The sequence below is a fragment of the Pararhizobium arenae genome (assembly GCF_001931685.1).
In the GTDB taxonomy this organism is placed as follows: Bacteria; Pseudomonadota; Alphaproteobacteria; order Rhizobiales; family Rhizobiaceae; genus Pararhizobium; species Pararhizobium arenae.
This window is the reverse complement of record NZ_MOOY01000002.1, coordinates 511555-529929: the sequence shown is the minus strand read 5'-3', so window position 1 is coordinate 529929 and position 18375 is coordinate 511555. Positions and strand designations below refer to the sequence as shown.

Annotated in this window: 17 protein-coding genes; 10 read left to right on the top strand and 7 right to left on the bottom strand. The window is 59.6% G+C overall.

Annotated elements, in window-relative coordinates:
• Positions 1–128 precede the first annotated feature (128 nt).
• The 5 genes from BLX89_RS05890 (at position 129) to BLX89_RS23845 (ending at position 4229) form a co-directional block, all read left to right on the top strand.
• Positions 129–677: a tetratricopeptide repeat protein gene (locus tag BLX89_RS05890; RefSeq protein ID WP_075289705.1), complete on the top strand. Its 549-nt coding sequence runs from the start codon at positions 129–131 to the stop codon at positions 675–677.
• A gap of 196 nt (positions 678–873) precedes the next feature.
• Positions 874–1392 carry an RNA polymerase sigma factor gene (locus BLX89_RS05885; RefSeq protein WP_075289704.1) on the top strand — a complete coding sequence of 173 codons (519 nt, stop codon included), beginning with the start codon at positions 874–876 and terminating at the stop codon, positions 1390–1392.
• 3 nt (positions 1393–1395) lie between these two features.
• On the top strand, positions 1396–2229 hold the full coding sequence (locus BLX89_RS05880) for an anti-sigma factor family protein (protein ID WP_075289703.1): 834 nt from the start codon (positions 1396–1398) through the stop codon (positions 2227–2229).
• A 221-nt stretch (positions 2230–2450) separates the two neighbouring features.
• Positions 2451–2756 carry a hypothetical protein gene (locus tag BLX89_RS05875; RefSeq protein ID WP_143523503.1) on the top strand — a complete coding sequence of 102 codons (306 nt, stop codon included), beginning with the start codon at positions 2451–2453 and terminating at the stop codon, positions 2754–2756.
• 9 nt (positions 2757–2765) lie between these two features.
• Positions 2766–4229, top strand: a complete 1464-nt coding sequence (locus BLX89_RS23845) for a glycosyl hydrolase 108 family protein (protein ID WP_083637337.1) — start codon at positions 2766–2768, stop codon at positions 4227–4229.
• A gap of 152 nt (positions 4230–4381) precedes the next feature.
• Here the strand turns inward: BLX89_RS23845 and leuA are convergent, their stop codons facing one another.
• On the bottom strand, positions 4382–6088 hold the full coding sequence (gene leuA, locus BLX89_RS05860) for a 2-isopropylmalate synthase (RefSeq protein ID WP_075289701.1): 1707 nt from the start codon (positions 6086–6088) through the stop codon (positions 4382–4384).
• A 65-nt stretch (positions 6089–6153) separates the two neighbouring features.
• On the opposite strand from leuA, the gene BLX89_RS25405 reads away from it, so the two are divergent.
• The gene (locus tag BLX89_RS25405) at positions 6154–6750 is read left to right on the top strand and encodes a type II toxin-antitoxin system Phd/YefM family antitoxin (RefSeq protein WP_342587587.1); all 597 of its coding nucleotides are present in this window, start codon (positions 6154–6156) and stop codon (positions 6748–6750) included.
• Positions 6750–7136, top strand: a complete 387-nt coding sequence (locus BLX89_RS05850; RefSeq protein ID WP_075289699.1) for a type II toxin-antitoxin system VapC family toxin — start codon at positions 6750–6752, stop codon at positions 7134–7136. The genes BLX89_RS25405 and BLX89_RS05850 overlap by 1 nt, the downstream gene beginning before the upstream one ends.
• A gap of 54 nt (positions 7137–7190) precedes the next feature.
• On the opposite strand, the gene BLX89_RS05845 is transcribed toward BLX89_RS05850, so the two are convergent.
• Entirely contained in the window at positions 7191–7772 is a 582-nt protein-coding gene (locus BLX89_RS05845; RefSeq protein ID WP_075289698.1) for an ATP-dependent Clp protease proteolytic subunit, read from the bottom strand.
• Between the two features lie 238 nt (positions 7773–8010).
• Between BLX89_RS05845 and BLX89_RS05840 the strand changes: the two genes are divergently transcribed.
• The gene (locus BLX89_RS05840; RefSeq protein ID WP_075289697.1) at positions 8011–8589 is read left to right on the top strand and encodes a HupE/UreJ family protein; all 579 of its coding nucleotides are present in this window, start codon (positions 8011–8013) and stop codon (positions 8587–8589) included.
• A 58-nt stretch (positions 8590–8647) separates the two neighbouring features.
• Here BLX89_RS05840 and queF read toward each other — a convergent pair whose 3' ends face one another.
• From queF to BLX89_RS05820, 4 genes are all read right to left on the bottom strand, one after another.
• Positions 8648–9112, bottom strand: a complete 465-nt coding sequence (gene queF / locus BLX89_RS05835) for a preQ(1) synthase (protein ID WP_075289696.1) — start codon at positions 9110–9112, stop codon at positions 8648–8650.
• On the bottom strand, positions 9109–10032 hold the full coding sequence (locus BLX89_RS05830) for a cation diffusion facilitator family transporter (protein ID WP_075289695.1): 924 nt from the start codon (positions 10030–10032) through the stop codon (positions 9109–9111). The genes queF and BLX89_RS05830 overlap by 4 nt, the downstream gene beginning before the upstream one ends.
• A 78-nt stretch (positions 10033–10110) precedes the next feature.
• Positions 10111–12300 (bottom strand): anthranilate synthase, encoded by a 2190-nt coding sequence (locus BLX89_RS05825; protein ID WP_075289694.1) that lies wholly within the window; start codon positions 12298–12300, stop codon positions 10111–10113.
• A 277-nt stretch (positions 12301–12577) separates the two neighbouring features.
• Positions 12578–14773, bottom strand: a complete 2196-nt coding sequence (locus tag BLX89_RS05820; RefSeq protein WP_075289693.1) for a TonB-dependent hemoglobin/transferrin/lactoferrin family receptor — start codon at positions 14771–14773, stop codon at positions 12578–12580.
• Positions 14774–15044: 271 nt separating this feature from the next.
• Here BLX89_RS05820 and BLX89_RS05815 point away from each other — a divergent pair, with 271 nt between their 5' ends.
• Together BLX89_RS05815 and BLX89_RS05810 are read left to right on the top strand one after the other, a co-directional pair.
• Positions 15045–15905 (top strand): extensin-like domain-containing protein, encoded by an 861-nt coding sequence (locus BLX89_RS05815; protein WP_075289692.1) that lies wholly within the window; start codon positions 15045–15047, stop codon positions 15903–15905.
• A gap of 108 nt (positions 15906–16013) precedes the next feature.
• Positions 16014–16532: a DUF1993 domain-containing protein gene (locus BLX89_RS05810; RefSeq protein ID WP_075289691.1), complete on the top strand. Its 519-nt coding sequence runs from the start codon at positions 16014–16016 to the stop codon at positions 16530–16532.
• 139 nt (positions 16533–16671) lie between these two features.
• On the opposite strand, the gene BLX89_RS05805 is transcribed toward BLX89_RS05810, so the two are convergent.
• Positions 16672–18351, bottom strand: coding sequence for a formate--tetrahydrofolate ligase (locus BLX89_RS05805; RefSeq protein WP_075289690.1), 1680 nt, complete (start codon positions 18349–18351; stop codon positions 16672–16674).
• Between the last annotated feature and the right edge of the window lie 24 nt (positions 18352–18375).

The following is an 18375-nucleotide window of genomic DNA, read 5'->3' as shown; positions in this document are numbered from 1 at the left end:
ACGGCCTCGCCAAATGCGCAAAAGACGCTATCCTGTTCAATAAACTGTGCAGCTGATCCGTTATCCTATTGACCGGACGCTGGCACCTGCTCGCCCGAGCCGGTCGATGTTCGAAAAGGGAGAAAAGCATGCTTATCCGCAAGATCGCATTGACAGGCCTGTTCCTCGCAGCCACCGCTTTGACTACTTCTCTGGCGCATGCGGCTGGAGAGGACACGACCACGCCACCCGCCAAGACCAAGACCTCCAGCGAATGCACCGGCGGCAAGGTCTGGGACGAGGGCAAGAAAGAATGCGTCGATGCCAAGAAGAGCGGCCTTGACGACGATACGCTTTTTAAGGCGGCGCGCGAACTCGCCTATGACGGCCAGTACGACAATTCGCTGAAGGTGCTGGACGCCGTCAGCGACCAGACGAGCGCACGGGTGCTCAACTATCGCGGCTACGCAAACCGTAAGGCAGGCCGCATGGAACTCGGCATGGAATATTATCGCAAGGCGATCCAAATCGATGAAAACTATATCCTCGCGCGCTCCTACATGGGCCAGGCACTCGTCCAGCAGGGCAAGATCGAAGAGGCCAAGGTTCAGCTGATCGAAATCCGCGACCGCGGCGGCGAACAGACATGGGCCTACCAAGCCTTGCTTGAGACGCTGGGTGGCGTGCGCCAATACTGATCGGCGGATTTCCAGTCCTTCTGCGCCATGCCGTAATTTTTGGCGTGGCGCAGAGGCCGGAGCAGGAAAATCGGCAAAATATGTGATCGGCGGCATTGGGCGGCTTGCAGATCATTGGCCAAGTGTTTCATATCAGCAGGCGTCTAAATCGACCGGCGAATAATAGGCCGGTCGCAAACGTTTCATCGGAAGAACAATGCGCCCAGCGGTAGATGTTACCGAATTTCGTCGGGACTTGGTCAGCATGCTGCCCAAGTTGCGCCGTTTTGCGCTGACATTGACGCGCAACGCCGCGGACGCCGATGACCTCGTTCAGGAAGTCTGTGAGCGCGCGATCTCTCGCAACCACCTCTGGAACGGCGAAGGACGGCTGGAAAGCTGGATCTATGCAATGACGCGCAACCTCTGGGTCGATGAAATCAGGAAACGGAAAGTGCGCGCCGGTGCGGGCACCGTCGATGCGCACGACCAGAACGAGCTTTCGATTGAAGCGTCCGGCGAAAAGCTCGTTTACGCAAACCAGTTGCACAAGCTGATCCTGTCTATGCCCGAAGGCCTCGCCAGCGTTTTCGTTCTCGTGAACGTCGAAGGTCACAGCTACAAGGAAGCCGCCGAAATCCTGAAGATTCCGATCGGGACCGTGATGAGCCGACTGTCCACGGCGCGCATGCGGCTGGCCGCGATGATCACCGAAACATCGGAAAGGAGGGCCTGAGCGTTGCAAAACACGAAGGGCCTTGCGCTCGAAGTCCGGTTGTCAGCCTATATCGACGGGGAAGTCAGCGACGTTGAACGGCGCGAACTGGAGCATCTCGTCAACAGTGACGACGAAGCGCGATTGCTGCTGGAAATGCTGAAAGCCGGCAACAATTTCGGCAACAGTGCCTTCGAGGAATTTCTGCACGATCCCGTTCCGCTTTCGTTGGTCCGGCAGATCAAGCAGGGCCCCGGCGCCGTGCAGCGCAACGACAGGATCGCCCCGGCGCAACCGCGGAACAATCGCCTCAAGCTCTGGCCGCGTGCCCTCGCCGCCTCCCTTGTGCTGCTGCTTGTCGGCGGCTCGACCGGTTTTATCATCGGTAAGGCAAGCAACGACCCGCTGCTGCCGGCTGCCGCCGTCGCCGCCCCGACATGGCTCGACGATATCGCCGACTATCACCGCATCTACGCCCGGCAGGACAAGCACCTCGTCGAAGTTCCGGCAACCGAAGAAAATGCCATCAGGTCCTGGCTGGCCGAAAGTGTCGGCGTCGGTTTCCAGGTTCCGGACCTCGAAACCGAGGGCCTGACGTTCCAGGGCGCCCGCCTGCTGGTGGCTGCCGGCAAGCCCGTTGCGCAACTCATGTACAAGTCCGGCGAAGGCGAGATCGTCGCCATCTGTTTCCTGAAGAGCAAACCGGGCAGCTCCGATAGCGCGCCGGTTGAAAGCATTCGCGATGATCTGGCTATGATCTCGTGGCAGAAGGCCGGTGCATCCTATGTCGTCGTCGGGTCGTCCGCGAAGGCCAACCTCCAGAAGCTCGCCGAGCGTGTCGCCGGTCTGATCGGCTGATTTCCGCCAAATGCAGGCAAGGTCCGGAGCGCAGCATTGGATGCGGCGTCGCTACTTTAGTATCGACTCACGCGAAATTTTCTGCTTTAAATTGAAAATCACAATCCAGAGTTAGAATAGCTCTGCATTGCAGCGCTGGGGATGCGCTGCCCACGCTTTTCATAAAACCAATTTCTATGCATTCGCTCACGATCTGATTGTCTCCCGGCGGGGCCTTGCCGATGACTTCTATGATTCTTCTGCCAACCCTGTTCTTCGCCGTCATCCTGCCGGGGACGCATTCCAGGCTGGAGAAGGCCCGTGCGCCGATGCCCGCCCATTTCCGCGATTTTACGCCGCTATGGGCCATGCGAAAGCAATCCCGGAATTTTCAGTTAGGCGATACCGCGAAGATCCCCGGCGTCGCAAATGGCGCCATGATGCGCAGCTTGAAATTCGTCAGCGACACGATGCTGAAGCTGTCCGGAGCGGCTTTGGAAACAGCAACACAACAACCCGACATCGTTCTCATGAGAACAAACCCCTAGGAGGCACGCATGGATCGCTTTGCAGACATCATGACCACTGTGCTCGAATGCGAGGGTGGTTACGTCAACAATCCCCTGGACAATGGCGGGCCGACGAATTTCGGCATCACCCACACGGACCTCGCGGCATGGCGGGGTGCTGCGAGCGTCACGCCGGCCGAAGTGAAGGCAATGACCGTCGCCGAAGCCATCGAAATCTATCGGGCGCGCTATTGGGGCAAGATCAGGGGAGACAAACTTCCAAGACCCGTGGATTTCGTCGTGATGGACGGCGCAGTCAACCATGGTGTAGCCGGCATGACCCGTTTTCTGCAGGCGGCCGTCGGCCTCACGACCACCGGCTCACTGAGCGATCAGGATATCGCTGCCGTCTCTGCCCAGGCGAACTCCGATGAAAAAGCGGTCGCGCTTGCAATGGAACTCGCGGAGGCGCGCAAGAAGCGTTATCTCGGCCATGAGGATGCTCCGCACTTCATCAACGGCTGGCGAAACAGACTCAACAAGGTGATGACAGCCGCCCTCAAGCCTTACTCGGTAAACTGGACGTTCGATGGCGGTTCCAGCGGGGGCGTCGTGGTAAACGGCGGCTCGGCTGACGCCAACGGCGCGGTCGAGGCGACGCCCAAAACCAGTCTGATGCAATCGACCATCAGCGATGAAGACCTGCAGCGCGGACTTGAGGCAGCAGGCCTCTACAAGGCCGGCATCGACGGCATGTTCGGCGAAAAATCAGTTGCCGGCCTGAATGCCTTGTTACAGCAGCGCAGCGCCGATATTTCCACCGGATGGCAGGCCTGGTCGGTCACCCGCCGCAAGATCGCGCTCGGCCAGTTGTTGTGCAAGAATCTGGCCATCGATACCGGCCGCATCGATGGCCTCTATGGCCAGCAGACGCGCGCCGCATTCGAGGCTTTCAACAGGATCAAGGCCGGGCAACCGCAGGAAACCTGGCGCGACGACATCAATGACGAAGCCGCCAACAACCCGCCGATACCGGCGATCAACAATACCTGGCCGCGGCAGCGCGATGTTTCCAGCTTCTTTGGCCCCCATTGCAATGTTCCGATGAAACGCCTGGAGCTGCCCTTCAAGATGAAGATCGCCTGGGATCTCGACAAGGACGTCAGCGGTTTCATGATCCATGAGAAGGTGCACGACAGCGCCGCACGGGTCTTCGACAAGGTCTGGAAGCACTACGGTCAGGCCGGCATCCAGGAGATTGGCGTCGACCTGTTCGGCGGTTGCTACAATTGCCGGAAGATGAAGGGTGGCACCTCCTGGTCCATGCATTCCTGGGCCATCGCCATCGATTTCGACCCGGCGCGCAATCAGCTCAAATGGAGCCATCTGCATGCGAGGCTAGCGAAAAAAGACGCGCAAAAATTCTGGGAGTTCTGGGAGGAAGAGGGCTGGCTGAGCCTCGGCAGGGCGAAGGATTTCGACTGGATGCATGTTCAGGCAGCGCGGCTTTGAAAACAATCCTCCGGCATTCGCCAAAGCCGAGTTTGTCAGAGCGCTTTTGCTCATAGGACCGGCGCCTCCGCTTCCCAGGCGGCGGCCGCATCAAAAAATGGGAGGGCCGTGATGAACTCGCGGCCCTCCCGTTCAAATGCAATTTCTGTCGATCAATTACGGTTTTCGAGAACCCGGTTCGCAGCAGACACGATCGCTTCCAGCGACGCGGCGACGATGTTGGTGTTGATGCCGACGCCAAACAGTTTGCCGCCCGCATGCTCCATTTCGACATAGGCGATAGCAGCGGCATTCGAGCCGTGCTGGAGCGAGTGTTCGGAGTAATCCGCGACCGACAGATCAACACCGAGATAGATCGACAGGGCATTGATGAAGCCGTCGATCGGGCCGGTGCCCTTGCCTTCGATGCGCTTCGTCTCGCCGTTGTCCGTGATCTCCGCCGCGACGACCCGCGTGCCCTTGTGCTCGCCGACCGGATAGGTGTGGTGATCGACGAACTTGATGCGGGCGCCCGGCTGATCCACGTAACGCTCGATGAAGCGGGCATGGATCGCCTTCGACGGCAGCTCCTTGCCGCCCTCGTCGGTAATGCGCTGGATGTCCTCGCGGAACTCGACCTGCAGGTTGCGCGGCAGGTTGATGCCGTAATCTTCCTGCAGGATATAGGCGATGCCGCCCTTGCCGGACTGCGAGTTGATGCGGATGATCGCCTCGTAGCTGCGGCCGACGTCGCGCGGATCGATCGGCAGATAAGGCACTTCCCACTGCGGCTTGTTGGCGACCTTGATCGCCTTCATACCCTTGTTGATCGCGTCCTGATGCGAGCCGGAGAAGGCCGTGTAGACCAGTTCGCCGACGTAAGGATGGCGCTCGGGGATAACCATCTGGTTTGAATATTCGTAGACCTGCTTGATGCGCTCGATATCAGAGCAATCCAGTTCCGGATCGACCCCTTGCGTAAACATATTCAGGGCCAAGGTGACAACGTCAACGTTGCCTGTGCGCTCGCCATTGCCGAACAGGGTGCCTTCGACGCGATCGGCGCCGGCCATCAGGCCGAGTTCGGTCGCAGCGATGCCGGTGCCGCGGTCATTATGCGGGTGCAGCGAGATGATCAGATTTTCACGATTGTCGAGGTTGCGGCACATCCACTCGATCTGATCGGCATAGATGTTCGGCGTCGCCATCTCGACGGTGGACGGCAGGTTGAGGATCAGCTTGTTGTCCGCCGTCGGCTTCACGATCTCGGTGACCGCGTTGCAGATTTCCAGCGCCACTTCCAGCTCCGTGCCGGTAAAGCTTTCCGGCGAATATTCGAAGCGGAAACCGCCGCCGGCCTTGGCGGCCATGTCGGTGATCATCTTGGCGGCATCGGTGGCGATCTGCTTGATGCCGGCGACATCCTTGCCGAACACCACGCGACGCTGCAATTCGCTGGTCGAGTTATAGAAATGCACGATGGGGTTCTTCGCGCCCTGCAGGGCCTCGAAGGTGCGGGTGATCAATTCCGGACGGCACTGTACCAGGACCTGCAGCGACACATCATCCGGCACATTGCCTTCCTCGACGCACCAGCGGGCGAAATCGAAGTCGGTCTGCGACGCAGAGGGGAAACCGATCTCGATTTCCTTGAAGCCCATGTCGAGCAGCAACTGGAACATACGGGCCTTGCGGTCGTGGCCCATGGGATCGACCAGCGACTGGTTGCCATCGCGCAAATCGACCGAACACCAGATGGGAGCCTTGGTGATGGTCTTGCCCGGCCAGGTGCGGTCGGGAATATTGATCTGCGGATAGGGCTGATACTTCATCGAAGCTTCGGGCATGCCCTGCTTGACGGAATGGGATTTCATGATCATTGCGGCTTCTCTTCGTCTGGAGGCGCATTGCCCGCATGCCATAACCGATCATCGGTCGCAATGCGATGGCAAAATCTGCCTTTAGTGGTTCTTTTCTTGAAGGATTTCATGAGGCGAAGGAGCTTGGGCCGGTGGGCTTTGGGCCACCGGGCGCTCCTTCAAAGAACCCGGCAACCGCTGATAAGGCCGAGAAGAAGAAGCGAGGCGCACGCACGGTCACACACGGCAAAATGCACGTGGGAAGCCTGTTCGTTGATCTGTGCGCCATTGGTCTGCATGCAAACTGTATAACCGGGGATGATTTCCGGAGCAAGGGAGGTGTTTTGAAAAAACACGGGCCGCTCAGTGGATTTGCGAAGCAACCGCAAAGCGGCTACATTAGCCCTATGACGATGATCCCGATCCGCGAAGCTCAGGAACGCCTGCTGGAACTCGCCCGCCGTGTCGATGGCGGTGAGACGATCACTGTTACCCTCGACGGCAAGCCGATGATGGACCTCGTTCCCGCGAAAAAGAAGGGCGGGATTGATTGGGAGGGGCTCCGCGCGTTCAAGAAGGAACACGGTATCACACAAATCTTCGGTGAGATTTCGGAGGATTTCGATGATCCTTTGCCGGAGGACTTTCTCATAACGCCCCTGCCGCCTTTTCTCGAAAAATAATGCGGCTGCTCCTCGACACTCATATCTTTATCGCCATGGTCGAGGAACGGATGCAACATCTTCCGGCCAGGATCGCGGTCGAACTCGGATCTCCGCAAAACGATCTTTATCTGAGCGTTGCGACCCTATGGGAAATCGCCATCAAGTGGCGCCTTGGAAAGCTTCCGATCCCGGTTCCCCCGGAGATACTTCCCGAGGTGGCGCGCAACGCCAACATCACGTGTCTACCGATCACAGAGCACCACGCGCTTCGCCATGTAGAACCCGAGCCGCCAACCCGCGATCCTTTCGACCGCCTTCTCCTCGCCCAATGCGCCGTCGAAAGCCTGAAGCTTGTGACGATTGACCGGGCACTGGCAGTCCATCCACTTGCTCTTCGGCAATAGAAAAAACCCCACGGGCGCGAGCCGATGGGGTTTTTGAAATCATGCGTCGTTCGATCAGATATCGGCCGAAGACGTGATGATGCGGGAAACCAGACCATAAGCCTTGGCTTCCTCGGCGGAGAGCCAGTAGTCGCGGTCCGTATCCTTGGCGATCTTTTCGATCGGCTGGCCGGTGGCGTCAGCGAAGATCTTGTTCAGGCGCTCGTTCATCTTGATGATTTCACGCGCCTGGATCTCGATGTCCGAGGCCATGCCGCGGGTACCGCCGGACGGTTGATGAAGCAGGAAGCGGGTGTTCGGCAGGCAAATGCGGCGCTCCTTCGGGGCTGCCACATAGATCAGCGCACCAGCGGAAGCGACCCAGCCGGAACCGATGATCCAGACCTTCGGCTTGATGAACTTGATCATGTCATGGATCGAATCGCCGGATTCGACATGGCCGCCCGGGGAGTTGACGAAGATACGGATGTCTTCGTCGCTGGCAGCGGCAAGCGCCACGAGTTGCGAGCAGACCTTCTGCGCCAGTTCCTGGTTGATCGGGCCGTAGATAAAGATCGAGCGCGACTTGAACAGATTCGCCTCGGTCTCCTTGCCCAAAGGCAGTTCCGTCTTCTTGTCTTCGTCGTCTTCGTTCATCCGCTGTCTCCCGCGAAATTCGTGTTGTTCTGCCGCCATCAGATAAGGCGACTCGACTGCGAAAACAATGCAACAAAAGCGGTTGACGATGAAAGGGTAAAGCTGAAGCTAAGGAAAAGAACCCGGATAAGGCAAATGCCGTATGGACAGCCATCCGCCGGACAATAAGATAAGCGCGTCACGCATTTGCATCCGGCGGGTCCGCCTCCCAAGCATCCGCCCGTCAGTGGGGAACTCAATGAAAAAAAGTCTTGCTCTCGCCGCCGCTATCCTCGCGGTTTCCTCGGCTCCCGCCTTCGCCCATCTCGATCCCGCCGAACATGGCTCCTTGATGGCCGGCTTCACTCACCCGCTCTCCGGGCTTGATCATATCCTCGTCATGGTCGCCGTCGGCCTTTGGGCGGCGCAGATCGGGGGCCGCGCCCTCTGGGCGGTTCCCTCCGCGTTCGTCGGCACAATGGCATTCGGCTTCGCGCTGGCGCTTGGCGGCGTCTCGCTGCCTTTTGTCGAGCCGGCCATCCTCGCGTCGATCGTCGCGCTCGGCCTGCTGGTCGCCATGGCGGTGCGCATGGAAACGGCCGCATGTGCGGCTGTTGTCGGCATCTTCGCTCTCTTCCATGGCTACGCCCATGGCGGTGAACTCGGTGCTGCCGGCGCCCTGCCCTTCGGCGCTGGTTTCGTTATCGCGACCGCGCTTCTGCATGTTGCCGGTATCGGCCTTGGCATCGGCATCGGCAAGCTTTCGGCCGGTGGCGTTCTGTCCCGCATTCTCGGCGGCATCACCGCGCTTGCCGGCCTGGCTCTGATCTTCAACTGATCGAGCAAACCATGAAAACGAAAACGGCGGGCTTTTGGCCCGCCGTTTTCTTTTGATATCACCCACGCCCGCGATAGGGCTGTACGCCCTGATCCGGCAGCCACACGCCTTCCGGCGGCGCACCCGTCTGCCAGAAGACATCAATGGGGATGCCGCCGCGCGGATACCAGTAGGCGCCGATCCTGAGCCACTTCGGCGCAAGCAGATCAACCAGCCGCTTGGCGATGCCGATCGTGCAATCCTCATGGAAGGCGCCGTGGTTGCGGAAGGAATGCAAATAGAGCTTCAGCGACTTGGATTCGACCAGCCAGCCATCCGGCACATAATCGATGACGATATGCGCAAAATCCGGCTGCCCGGTCATCGGGCAGAGCGAGGTGAATTCGGGCGCGGTAAAACGCACCACGAAATCGGTGCCGGCATGGTTGCTCGGCACGCGCTCCAGAACGGCCTCTTCAGGGTTCGTCGGGGAGACAACGGCCTGCCCCAGCTGCGAGAGGCCGGACACATCGGTCTTGCTCATGAGTTCAATCCTTCAACGACTTTGACGCGGATGCCGTGGGCCTTTTCACCCTCCGGCTCCACATGAATGGCAATCCTGGCGCCCGGATGAACGACGCGAATGGCATCTTCAAGGCAATCGCAGATGTCATGCGCTTCCCGCACCGGCATGGCGGAGGGAACGACCATATGGAAATCGACGAAGATCACCGGCCCAGCCTGCCGTGTCTTCAAATCATGCACGCCGAGCGAACCGGCGGCATTGGCGGCAATCGCCTGCTTGATCGCCTCTTCCTCATCGGCCGGCACGGCGCGGTCCATCAGGCCATCCACCGAGCGGGCAATGACCTTCCAGCCCTGATAGAGAATGTTGCAAGCAACGATGATCGCGAGCAGCGGGTCAAGCACCGCGTAGCCCGTGGCGATCGCCAGCACGAGACCGAAGAGAACGCCAACAGAGGTCACGACATCCGAAAGGATATGATGGCCATCGGCTTCAAGCGCCGGCGAACGCAGCCGGCGTCCGGAACTGATCAAGACCCAGGCCCACACCGCATTGATCACGCCAGCGAGCAGGTTGATACCCAGACCAAGCGCAGGCGCATCCGGCAGGCGCGGCGACAACATTGCCGGGATCGCTTCCCAGACAATGAGCAGCGCCGCCACAACGATCAGCACGCCCTCGATAACAGCAGAGAAATACTCAGCCTTGTAATGCCCGAAAGGATGGCCTGCATCGGCAGGTTTTGCCGCATAGCCGATCACCATGAAGGCAACGACGGCGGCCACGACATTGACGATCGATTCCAGGCCGTCGGAGAGCAGCGCAACTGATCCGGTCACCCACCAGGCTCCCATCTTGAGCCCCAGGACCACGATGGCCAGTGGAATGCTCCAGAAGGCAAGCCACTGCGCGCTCTTCTTGCTCTCGGTTTTGTTCATTGGCGAAGTCCCTGCAAAATAAACAACCGCCGCGCCTTTATCGGGCGCGGCGGCTAAAAGAGTCGCGTCCGGAATGTTTTAGGCGGCCTTGACCTTGGCCTTCTTGGCAAGGTGGGCAACCACGTTTTCGATCATGCGCATTCCGGCGTCTCCGCCGAGCGTCATAATCGATTCCGGATGGAATTGAACGGCCGCAATCGGTTCCTTCACATGTTCGATACCCATGATCGTGCCGTCATCGCTTTCGGCCGTGATCATGAAATCGCGCGGAAGCGTCGAGGGATCGGCAAAGATCGAGTGATAACGGCCAACCGTCACTTCCTTGCCGAGACCGGAGAAAACGATGCCCGGCTCCAGAACGCGGATGCGCGACGGCTTGCCGTGCATGGGGATCGCCAGTTGGCGCAGATCGCCGCCATAGGCTTCCGCCAGCGCCTGCAGGCCGAGGCAGACGCCGAAGATCGGCAGGTTGCGCGCCCGCGCCTTCTTGATCGTCGCCTTGCAATCGAAATCCTTCGGCATGCCCGGACCGGGCGACAGCACGACGAGATCGGGCTTCAGCGTATCCAGCAGTTCTTCTGCAACCGGTGTGCGAACCGTGTTCACGGTTGCGCCCGTCTGGCGGAAGTAGTTGGCGAGCGTATGTACAAAGGAGTCTTCATGATCGACCAGCAGGATGTTGACCCCTGCCCCGACGGAGGCAACATCGCGTCCGGCCTTGCCGCTGTTGGCGGATTTTGCATCACGAATGGCTGCGATCATGGCGGATGCCTTCAGTTCGGTTTCGGCCTCTTCCTCTTCCGGGTTGCTGTCGTTGAGCAACGTCGCGCCGGCGCGCACCTCGGCAATGCCATCCTTGATGCGGATGGTGCGCAGCGTAAGCCCCGTGTTCATGTCGCCGTTGAAGCCGACCATGCCGATCGCGCCGCCGTACCAGGCGCGCGGGCTCTTCTCATGGCTTTCGATGAAGCGCATAGCCCAGAGTTTTGGTGCACCAGTGACGGTGACGGCCCATGCATGGGAGAGGAAACCGTCAAAGGCATCCATGTCGTCGCGCAGACGACCTTCGATGTGGTCGACCGTGTGGATGAGGCGCGAATACATCTCGATCTGGCGGCGGCCGATGACCTTGACCGATCCCGGTTCGCAGACGCGGCTCTTGTCGTTGCGGTCGACGTCCGAGCACATGGTCAGCTCCGACTCGTCCTTCTTGGAATTCAGGAGCTTCAGGATCTGCTCCGAGTCGGCGATCGGATCGGCACCGCGTTTGATCGTGCCGGAAATCGGGCAGGTCTCGATGCGGCGACCGGAGACACGCACGAACATCTCCGGCGAAGCGCCGACCAGATATTCCTGGTTTCCGAGGTTGATAAAGAAAGAATAAGGCGACGGATTGATCGCCTTCAGCCGATTGGAGATTTCCGACGGCTTGCTGTCGGAGCGCTCGTAGAACTTCTGACCCGGTACGACCTCGAACAGATCGCCGCGCCGAAAACTTTCCTTCGCCTTGGTTACCAGTTCGGCATATTCGCCGGGACGGTGATCGCCATGCGGCGGGATGCTGTCGACGGTGCGGAAAGGTTCCGGCTCGATATCGCCGGCCTTGCCCTCGGTGGTGATACCGCACTTTGTGAAGTCATAGCGATCGATCCAGGCCTTGGCGGAATAGTGATCGACGACGAGGATTTCATCTGGCAGGAACAGCACCATGTCGCGCTGGTCGTCCGGCCGCTTCAGCTTCAGCTCGATCGCATCGAACTGGAAGGCGAGATCGTAGCCGAACGCGCCGTAAAGACCGAGGCTCGAATCTTCCTGCGAATAGAAGAGTGCGGTTACGGCGCGCAGGACGGTGAAGACCGTCGGGATCTTCGAGCGCTCTTCTTCGGTAAAGACACGGTCCGGCATGTTAATTGTGAGATCGAGGCGACGCTTGGTCGATTCGCCGAGCGTGATGTCGGGTACACCTGCGAGATGGGCAGAGATGATCTCGAGCAGCGCTTCGCCGCGCTCGTTATAGGCTTCGATCCACAGCGAACGGCCGAAGGAAGAGATGGCAAGCGGCGGATCGATGACGGCGGTATCCCAGCGGGTGTAACGGCCGGGATATTCGTAGTTGGAGGAAAACACCGCGCCGCGGCGTTCGTCGAGCCGATCGACGTAACTCGAAATCGCTTCCCCATAGGGTGCCTCGCGCCTGCGTCTTACGATCTCGATGCCGCCCTTGGTCGTGTAGGTCTCAGCACCGTCCGTCAGTATTGTCGTCGCCATGTTCCGCTCCGTTTCGGCCCGTCTTCCCCGCCCGGCCCGAATACAAAAAAGCCGCCTCGAGGTTTTCGGGCGGCTTGTGCTCTCAATCACGCATGACTGGTCAAAGGCCGCCTCAGCGAGCCCACCACCAGATCGAAAGGGTGCGTGCCTGTTTCATGGCGGAAATTGTTAGCGCGGGTTTTGGCAATGCGCAAGCGCCATGAATTCGAAATTTCGATCGTTCTGATGGAAAAAGAGGGCGCCATACAACACCCTCCCTCATTCTCCATGTGTAAGCTCAGAATTTCTGCGTCAGCGAAACCTTGAAGTAGCGGCCGGCCTCCGAATAGAGCTCGGAAGCGTTGGCGATGTCCTTCACCTCGAGCGCATCGAAATAGGTATTGTCGAAGATGTTGTAGACGCCGGCCTGGAGGCGGGTGCCGTTCAACTGCTCCGGTTCCCACCAGCCCGTGAGGTTGACGATGCCATAGCCTGCTGGCTTGGTGGCCGCCGTCGATTCATCCCGCACGCCGGCTGCGGCTACAAGACTTACATCCGTGCCCCAGCTTTCGGTGTCATAGCCCAGGCCGACGATGCCCTTCAGCGGAGCAACAGAGGCGAGCACCTCGTCCGTATCGAGATCGGTGCCGTATGCATAGGCAATCGAACCATGCAGGTTGAAGCCGTTGCCAAACCGCTTGTTGCCGCGCGCCTCGATGCCGGAAATGCGAACGTTCGCCCGGTTGAAGAACTCGTAGCTGCCGAGCATGTAGCCGGGAAGGACGGTGAGCTCGGTATCGATGAAGTTCTTGTAGCGGGTGCTGAATGCCGTCACCCGCCCGCCGAAATCCTCATCTCCAAGGTTTGCGCCTGCCTCGAAGCCCCAGCTGGTTTCCGCTTCGAGATCGGGATTGCCGATCTGGCGGTAGAGCGGTGCATTATCGTAGTTCGAGTAAAGCTGGGAAACATTCGGTGCCTTGAAGCCTGTGGCGAACTGCGCGAACAGCTCGACGTCGTCGGTCACCTGCCAACCGGCCCGAAGCTTGGGCGAGATCGCAAAATCCGACTGCCCGGCCGGCAGACCGTCATAACCGCTGTTGTCTTCATAGGCGGCGGTTTCCTGCGGGCTGTAGTCGTACCAGTCGAGACGGACGCCCGGCGTCAGCGAGAAATCGGTGCCACCGATCTCGATCCGGTCTTCCGCAAAGAGGCCAATCCGGGTGGAATCGGTTTCCGGCATGTCAGCCTGGTTGTTGTGGAAATACGCGCAACTCGGCACCCAGGTCACGCTGCAGCTGTCGACACCGCTCTGATACTGCGTCGTGGTCGCGAAGTTGAAGTCAGCGCCCACGGTGACATTATGGTGAAGCGTGCCGGTCTGGAAATCGCTGTTCAGGTAACCGGTGAAGCCGATCGATTTCTCTTCGTTGGTGCTGATGCGGCTGTAATCGCCGATCGGCGCGGTGTTGCGATAACCGCCCGTGCCGAAGTCCCGCTCGGTGTCCTGATAGTAGAGCGTTGCGAAGGCGGAATCGATCAGGCTGTCTTCGCCGATCGCTTCGTAACGGTAATCGAGCGAAATACGGTCACGGGTCAGGTCGGTGATCTCGTCGTAATTGTCGGTCGCATAGGTCGTGCCCTGGGCGCTGCGCAGATTGGTGGTCGAATCCTGATTGAAGTGTTCGGCGGTAACGCCGATCTCGTGTCCGCCGTCCAGCTCGTGGCGGACTTTGAACAACAGGTTCTTCTTGTCGTAATCTTCGGGGTCCGCTTCCGTCCGGGTCGAGCCGTAACCACCGACATCGCCGCCGGTTTCAGTCTCATGGCCCTTCTTGTAGCTCCCCTGGAACAGCACGGACGTATCGCCGAACCGCTTGGCGACCGCGGCCGAACCGCCGAGGGAGGCATCCGAACTGTCATAGCCGAACTTGACGATGCCGCCGACATCCGAGCCGGGCGCGATGAGGTCTTCCGGCTCCAGCGTGCGCAGGATGACAGCGCCACCAAGGGCGCCTGAACCGGCGCGGCTGGAATCGGCTCCGCGCAGGATATCGACTGATGATAGAGACGAGAAATCGAAGCTGTTGGCGCCGCCATAGGAGCTTCGGATGTCATTGGCGAGATAGGGGATCGGAATGCCGTCGATCGTGGTCAACACGCGGTCGTCTTCCAGGCCGCGAATGTTGACGCTCTGCGTCGCGCCAACGAAGGACACGCCGGGTTCGGTCGTGCGACCGAGATCGTCGAGGCTGTCGATATCCTTTTCGTCGATCTCTTCCTTGGAGGTTCGGGTCGCAAGCGGCGTATCCGCCACTGACCCGGCTTCGGCCCTTTTGCCCTTGACGACAAGTTTCTTGAGCGGGGTCGCCTGCTCGGTGTTTGCGATGGCCGACGTTTCGCCGGATGCATCCTGGGCGAATGAAAAAACAGAAGACGACATGACGGCAAATGCCGCGCACGCCAAAAGAACCGAGCGGGAGCGTCGGATAATCATTGACCAATCCTTTGAGTGTTCAAACCGGGCTGGCTGGCGAGGTAAAGATGCTCGTGGGGCTGGCTGGGTATGCTTTCGATCGGCGGACCCTACATCCGCCTGAACCCGCCATAAAAAACATGAGTAATAATGTCAACTTAAAATACACAATGTTACCAACCGGGTTTATCGGCTGGTTTTATCGCAACACGCAAACCGGACCCGGATGCAACCGACCGCAAATTCAGGCGTTGAACACGTTCAGACCGAAAGGTTCCCATGGAGTGCGTTCATGTCTTTTCGTCCCCTCGCCCTGATCCTCGCCATTCTGACCCTCACCTCCGCCACCCTGCCCGCGACCGGACCAACACCGGAAAAGCGCCCGGAAACCGAGCAGCTTGACTCCAAAACCGGCGATGCGTCCAACAACGGCAATGTTGCAAAGCCGACGCAACGACCTGACGAGAACGAGGACAACCAGGCGAAGCCGAGTGAAGGAGAGATCGGGAACAACGCAAAACCGGAGGCTCAAAAGCCGGACGTGCAAAAGGAGACCGAGAAGCCCGTCCCGCCTGCGCCGATCATGGCGGAAAACGAACAGGATCATGCCGCCTGCCTTGTCGACCTCAAGGCCATCGGTGCGACGTTCGAATCAGTTCCCCGCATTGATGACGGCTCGGGCTGTGGCATCGACAAGCCGCTGAAGGTGACGACGGTTCTGCCCGGCATCACGCTCAAGCCCGAAGGCACGATGCGCTGCGAGACGGCGCTGGAACTTGCGCGCTGGACCAAGGAGGCAGTTCTGCCCGCCGCCAAGGCTGCGCTGGAAAGCGAAGGTGAACTGACCACCATCAATCAGGCTTCCAGTTATATCTGCCGGCTGCGCAACAATGCCAAGGCCGGCAAGATTTCCGAACATGCCCGCGGCAACGCGATTGACATCGCCTCCTTTACCTTCAAGAGCGGAAAGACGATCGCGATCGAACCGCGCGATGAAGACTCCACGCTTTCTGGCGCTTTCCAACGCGCCGTCACCGCCTCGGGTTGCCTATACTTCGAAACCGTTCTCGACCCGGGCAGCGACGAGGCTCACGAAAACCACCTGCATTTCGATGTGTTGCAGCGGAAGGGCGGCTATCGATACTGCCGGTGATGGCCGCCGTGAAATATTCAAAACCCGATCTCGGGGAACTTGTTGAGATGGACACGAAACCCCATCTGCCTGACGCGGCATTCGCCGTGCCTCAGAAGGATTTCATTTATGTCCGTTTCCACCTATTCGCTTTCCATCCCGGTTTTCCTGCGCGGTCTGAACATCCTTTCCGCGTTGCTCGAAAAAGGCAGAGCCCACGCGACGGAAAAGGCGATCCCGCTCGACAGCCTGTTCAACGCCCGCCTCGCTCCCGACATGCTGCCGCTTTCCGGCCAGATACAGCGGGTCAGCGACACGTCCAAGAATGCCGTCGGCCGCACGACCGCGATTGCGGCACCGAGCTTTCCGGACAACGAACAAACCTACGAAGAGCTCGAAGAGCGCGTCCGCAAGACCATCGCCTTCCTCGAAACCGTGAAACCGGAGGACATGGCAGAGAGCGGCGAACGCGACGTGACGATCAAGGTCGGCAAGCTCGAACATACCTTCGCGGGCAACGACTACCTGCTGACCTTCGCGATCCCGAACTTCTTCTTCCACCTCACCACGGCGTACGACATCCTGCGAAACCAGGGTGTTCCCGTCGGCAAGATGGACTATCTGGGGCCATACAAGGCGGGCGCGTAGGAAAGGCCGCCATTCAGCCCAGGTCGTGTCGAAAATGATGTTGTTCTCGACCCGGAGCGCAGCGTACTTGGGTACGTGAGCACCGGAAGCGCGGAAAAACACCATTTGTAGACCTACATGGGCTGAATAGCGCCCGCTCCTAAAACAGCCCCTCGATAAAGCCGTCGTCGTTGAGGAAAATCTTCTCCGACGACGGCACGCTGGGCAGGCCAGGCATGGTCATGATCTCGCCGGTGATGACCACCACAAAACCGGCACCGGCCGAAAGCCGCACCTCGCGCACCGGCACCGTGTGCCCCGTGGGTGCCCCGCGCAGGTTCGGATCGGTCGAGAAGGAATACTGGGTCTTTGCCATGCAGACCGGCAGGTGGCCATAGCCCTGCGCCTCCCAGGCATGCAGCTGGTCGCGTACCTGCTTGTCGGCGATGACATTGCCGGCATGGTAGATTTCGGTCGCGATCGTCTCGATTTTCTGAAACAGCGGCATGTCATCCGGGTAAAGCGGCGAAAACTGCGCATGCCCGCCTTCCGCCAGTTCGACGACCTTGTGCGCCAGTTCCTCGATCCCGGCCGACCCTTCCGCCCAGTGGCGGCAGAGCACGGCTTCCGCGCCAAGCGTCGCCACATAGTCCTTCACCGCCTGGATTTCTGCGGGCGTATCGGTCGCGAAGTGATTGATAGCGACAATCGCCGGCACGCCGAACTTCTTGACGTTCTGGACATGGCGCCCGAGATTGGCGCAGCCCTTGCGCACCGCCTCGACATTCTCCGCCCCGAGGTTTTCCTTCTTCACGCCGCCGTTCATCTTCATGGCGCGCACGGTCGCGACAATCACGGCGGCATCAGGTTTGAGACCTGCCTTGCGGCACTTGATGTCGAAGAATTTTTCCGCGCCGAGATCGGCCCCGAACCCGGCTTCCGTCACCACGTAATCGGCAAGCTTCAGCGCCGTCGTCGTCGCCATCACCGAGTTGCAGCCATGGGCGATGTTGGCGAAGGGGCCGCCATGCACGAAGGCAGGGTTGTTTTCCAGCGTCTGGACAAGGTTCGGCTGAAGGGCATCCTTGAGCAAGACGGCCATCGCACCATCGGCCTTCAAGTCACGCGCAAAGACCGGCGTCTTGTCGCGGCGATAGCCGACGATGATATCGCCAAGCCGGGCTTCAAGGTCCTTCAGGTCTCGCGCCAGGCAAAGAATCGCCATGACTTCCGATGCCACGGTAATATCAAAGCCGGTCTCGCGCGGGAAACCGTTGGCGACGCCGCCCAGCGAGCCGACGATATGGCGCAGCGCCCGGTCGTTCATATCCATCACCCGCCGCCAGGTGATGCGCCGCACATCGATACCCTCGGCATTGCCCCAATAGATATGATTGTCGATGAGCGCGGAAAGCAGATTGTGCGCCGAGGTGATGGCGTGAAAATCACCAGTAAAATGGAGATTGATATCCTCCATCGGCACGACCTGCGAATATCCGCCACCGGCAGCGCCACCCTTGACGCCAAAACAGGGACCGAGCGAAGCTTCGCGAATGCAGACCACGGCCTTTTTGCCGATCCGGTTCAGGCCGTCGCCTAATCCAACGGTGGTCGTCGTCTTGCCTTCGCCGGCCGGCGTCGGGTTGATGGCGGTCACAAGGATCAGCCGGCCGTCTTTTTTACCCTTCTGACGGGCGATGAAATCGGCACTGATCTTGGCCTTGTCATGCCCGTAGGGTACGAGGTCTTCCGGTGGAATGCCGAGCCGTGCGCCGATCTCGTAGATCGGCTTTTTCACGGCGGCGCGTGCGATTTCGATGTCGGACTTGACCTCTCCCATGTGGCATTTCTCCCCTAATGCACA

Coding starts and splice junctions, on each gene's coding strand:
- BLX89_RS05890 (WP_075289705.1), top strand. CDS start 129: ATGCTTATCCGCAAGATCGCATTGACAGGCCTGTTCCTCGCAGCCACC.
- BLX89_RS05885 (WP_075289704.1), top strand. CDS start 874: ATGCGCCCAGCGGTAGATGTTACCGAATTTCGTCGGGACTTGGTCAGC.
- BLX89_RS05875 (WP_143523503.1), top strand. CDS start 2,451: ATGACTTCTATGATTCTTCTGCCAACCCTGTTCTTCGCCGTCATCCTG.
- BLX89_RS23845 (WP_083637337.1), top strand. CDS start 2,766: ATGGATCGCTTTGCAGACATCATGACCACTGTGCTCGAATGCGAGGGT.
- leuA (WP_075289701.1), bottom strand. CDS start 6,088: ATGATCATGAAATCCCATTCCGTCAAGCAGGGCATGCCCGAAGCTTCG.
- BLX89_RS25405 (WP_342587587.1), top strand. CDS start 6,154: ATGGCAAAATCTGCCTTTAGTGGTTCTTTTCTTGAAGGATTTCATGAG.
- BLX89_RS05850 (WP_075289699.1), top strand. CDS start 6,750: ATGCGGCTGCTCCTCGACACTCATATCTTTATCGCCATGGTCGAGGAA.
- BLX89_RS05845 (WP_075289698.1), bottom strand. CDS start 7,772: ATGAACGAAGACGACGAAGACAAGAAGACGGAACTGCCTTTGGGCAAG.
- BLX89_RS05840 (WP_075289697.1), top strand. CDS start 8,011: ATGAAAAAAAGTCTTGCTCTCGCCGCCGCTATCCTCGCGGTTTCCTCG.
- queF (WP_075289696.1), bottom strand. CDS start 9,112: ATGAGCAAGACCGATGTGTCCGGCCTCTCGCAGCTGGGGCAGGCCGTT.
- BLX89_RS05830 (WP_075289695.1), bottom strand. CDS start 10,032: ATGAACAAAACCGAGAGCAAGAAGAGCGCGCAGTGGCTTGCCTTCTGG.
- BLX89_RS05825 (WP_075289694.1), bottom strand. CDS start 12,300: ATGGCGACGACAATACTGACGGACGGTGCTGAGACCTACACGACCAAG.
- BLX89_RS05820 (WP_075289693.1), bottom strand. CDS start 14,773: ATGATTATCCGACGCTCCCGCTCGGTTCTTTTGGCGTGCGCGGCATTT.
- BLX89_RS05815 (WP_075289692.1), top strand. CDS start 15,045: ATGTCTTTTCGTCCCCTCGCCCTGATCCTCGCCATTCTGACCCTCACC.
- BLX89_RS05810 (WP_075289691.1), top strand. CDS start 16,014: ATGTCCGTTTCCACCTATTCGCTTTCCATCCCGGTTTTCCTGCGCGGT.
- BLX89_RS05805 (WP_075289690.1), bottom strand. CDS start 18,351: ATGGGAGAGGTCAAGTCCGACATCGAAATCGCACGCGCCGCCGTGAAA.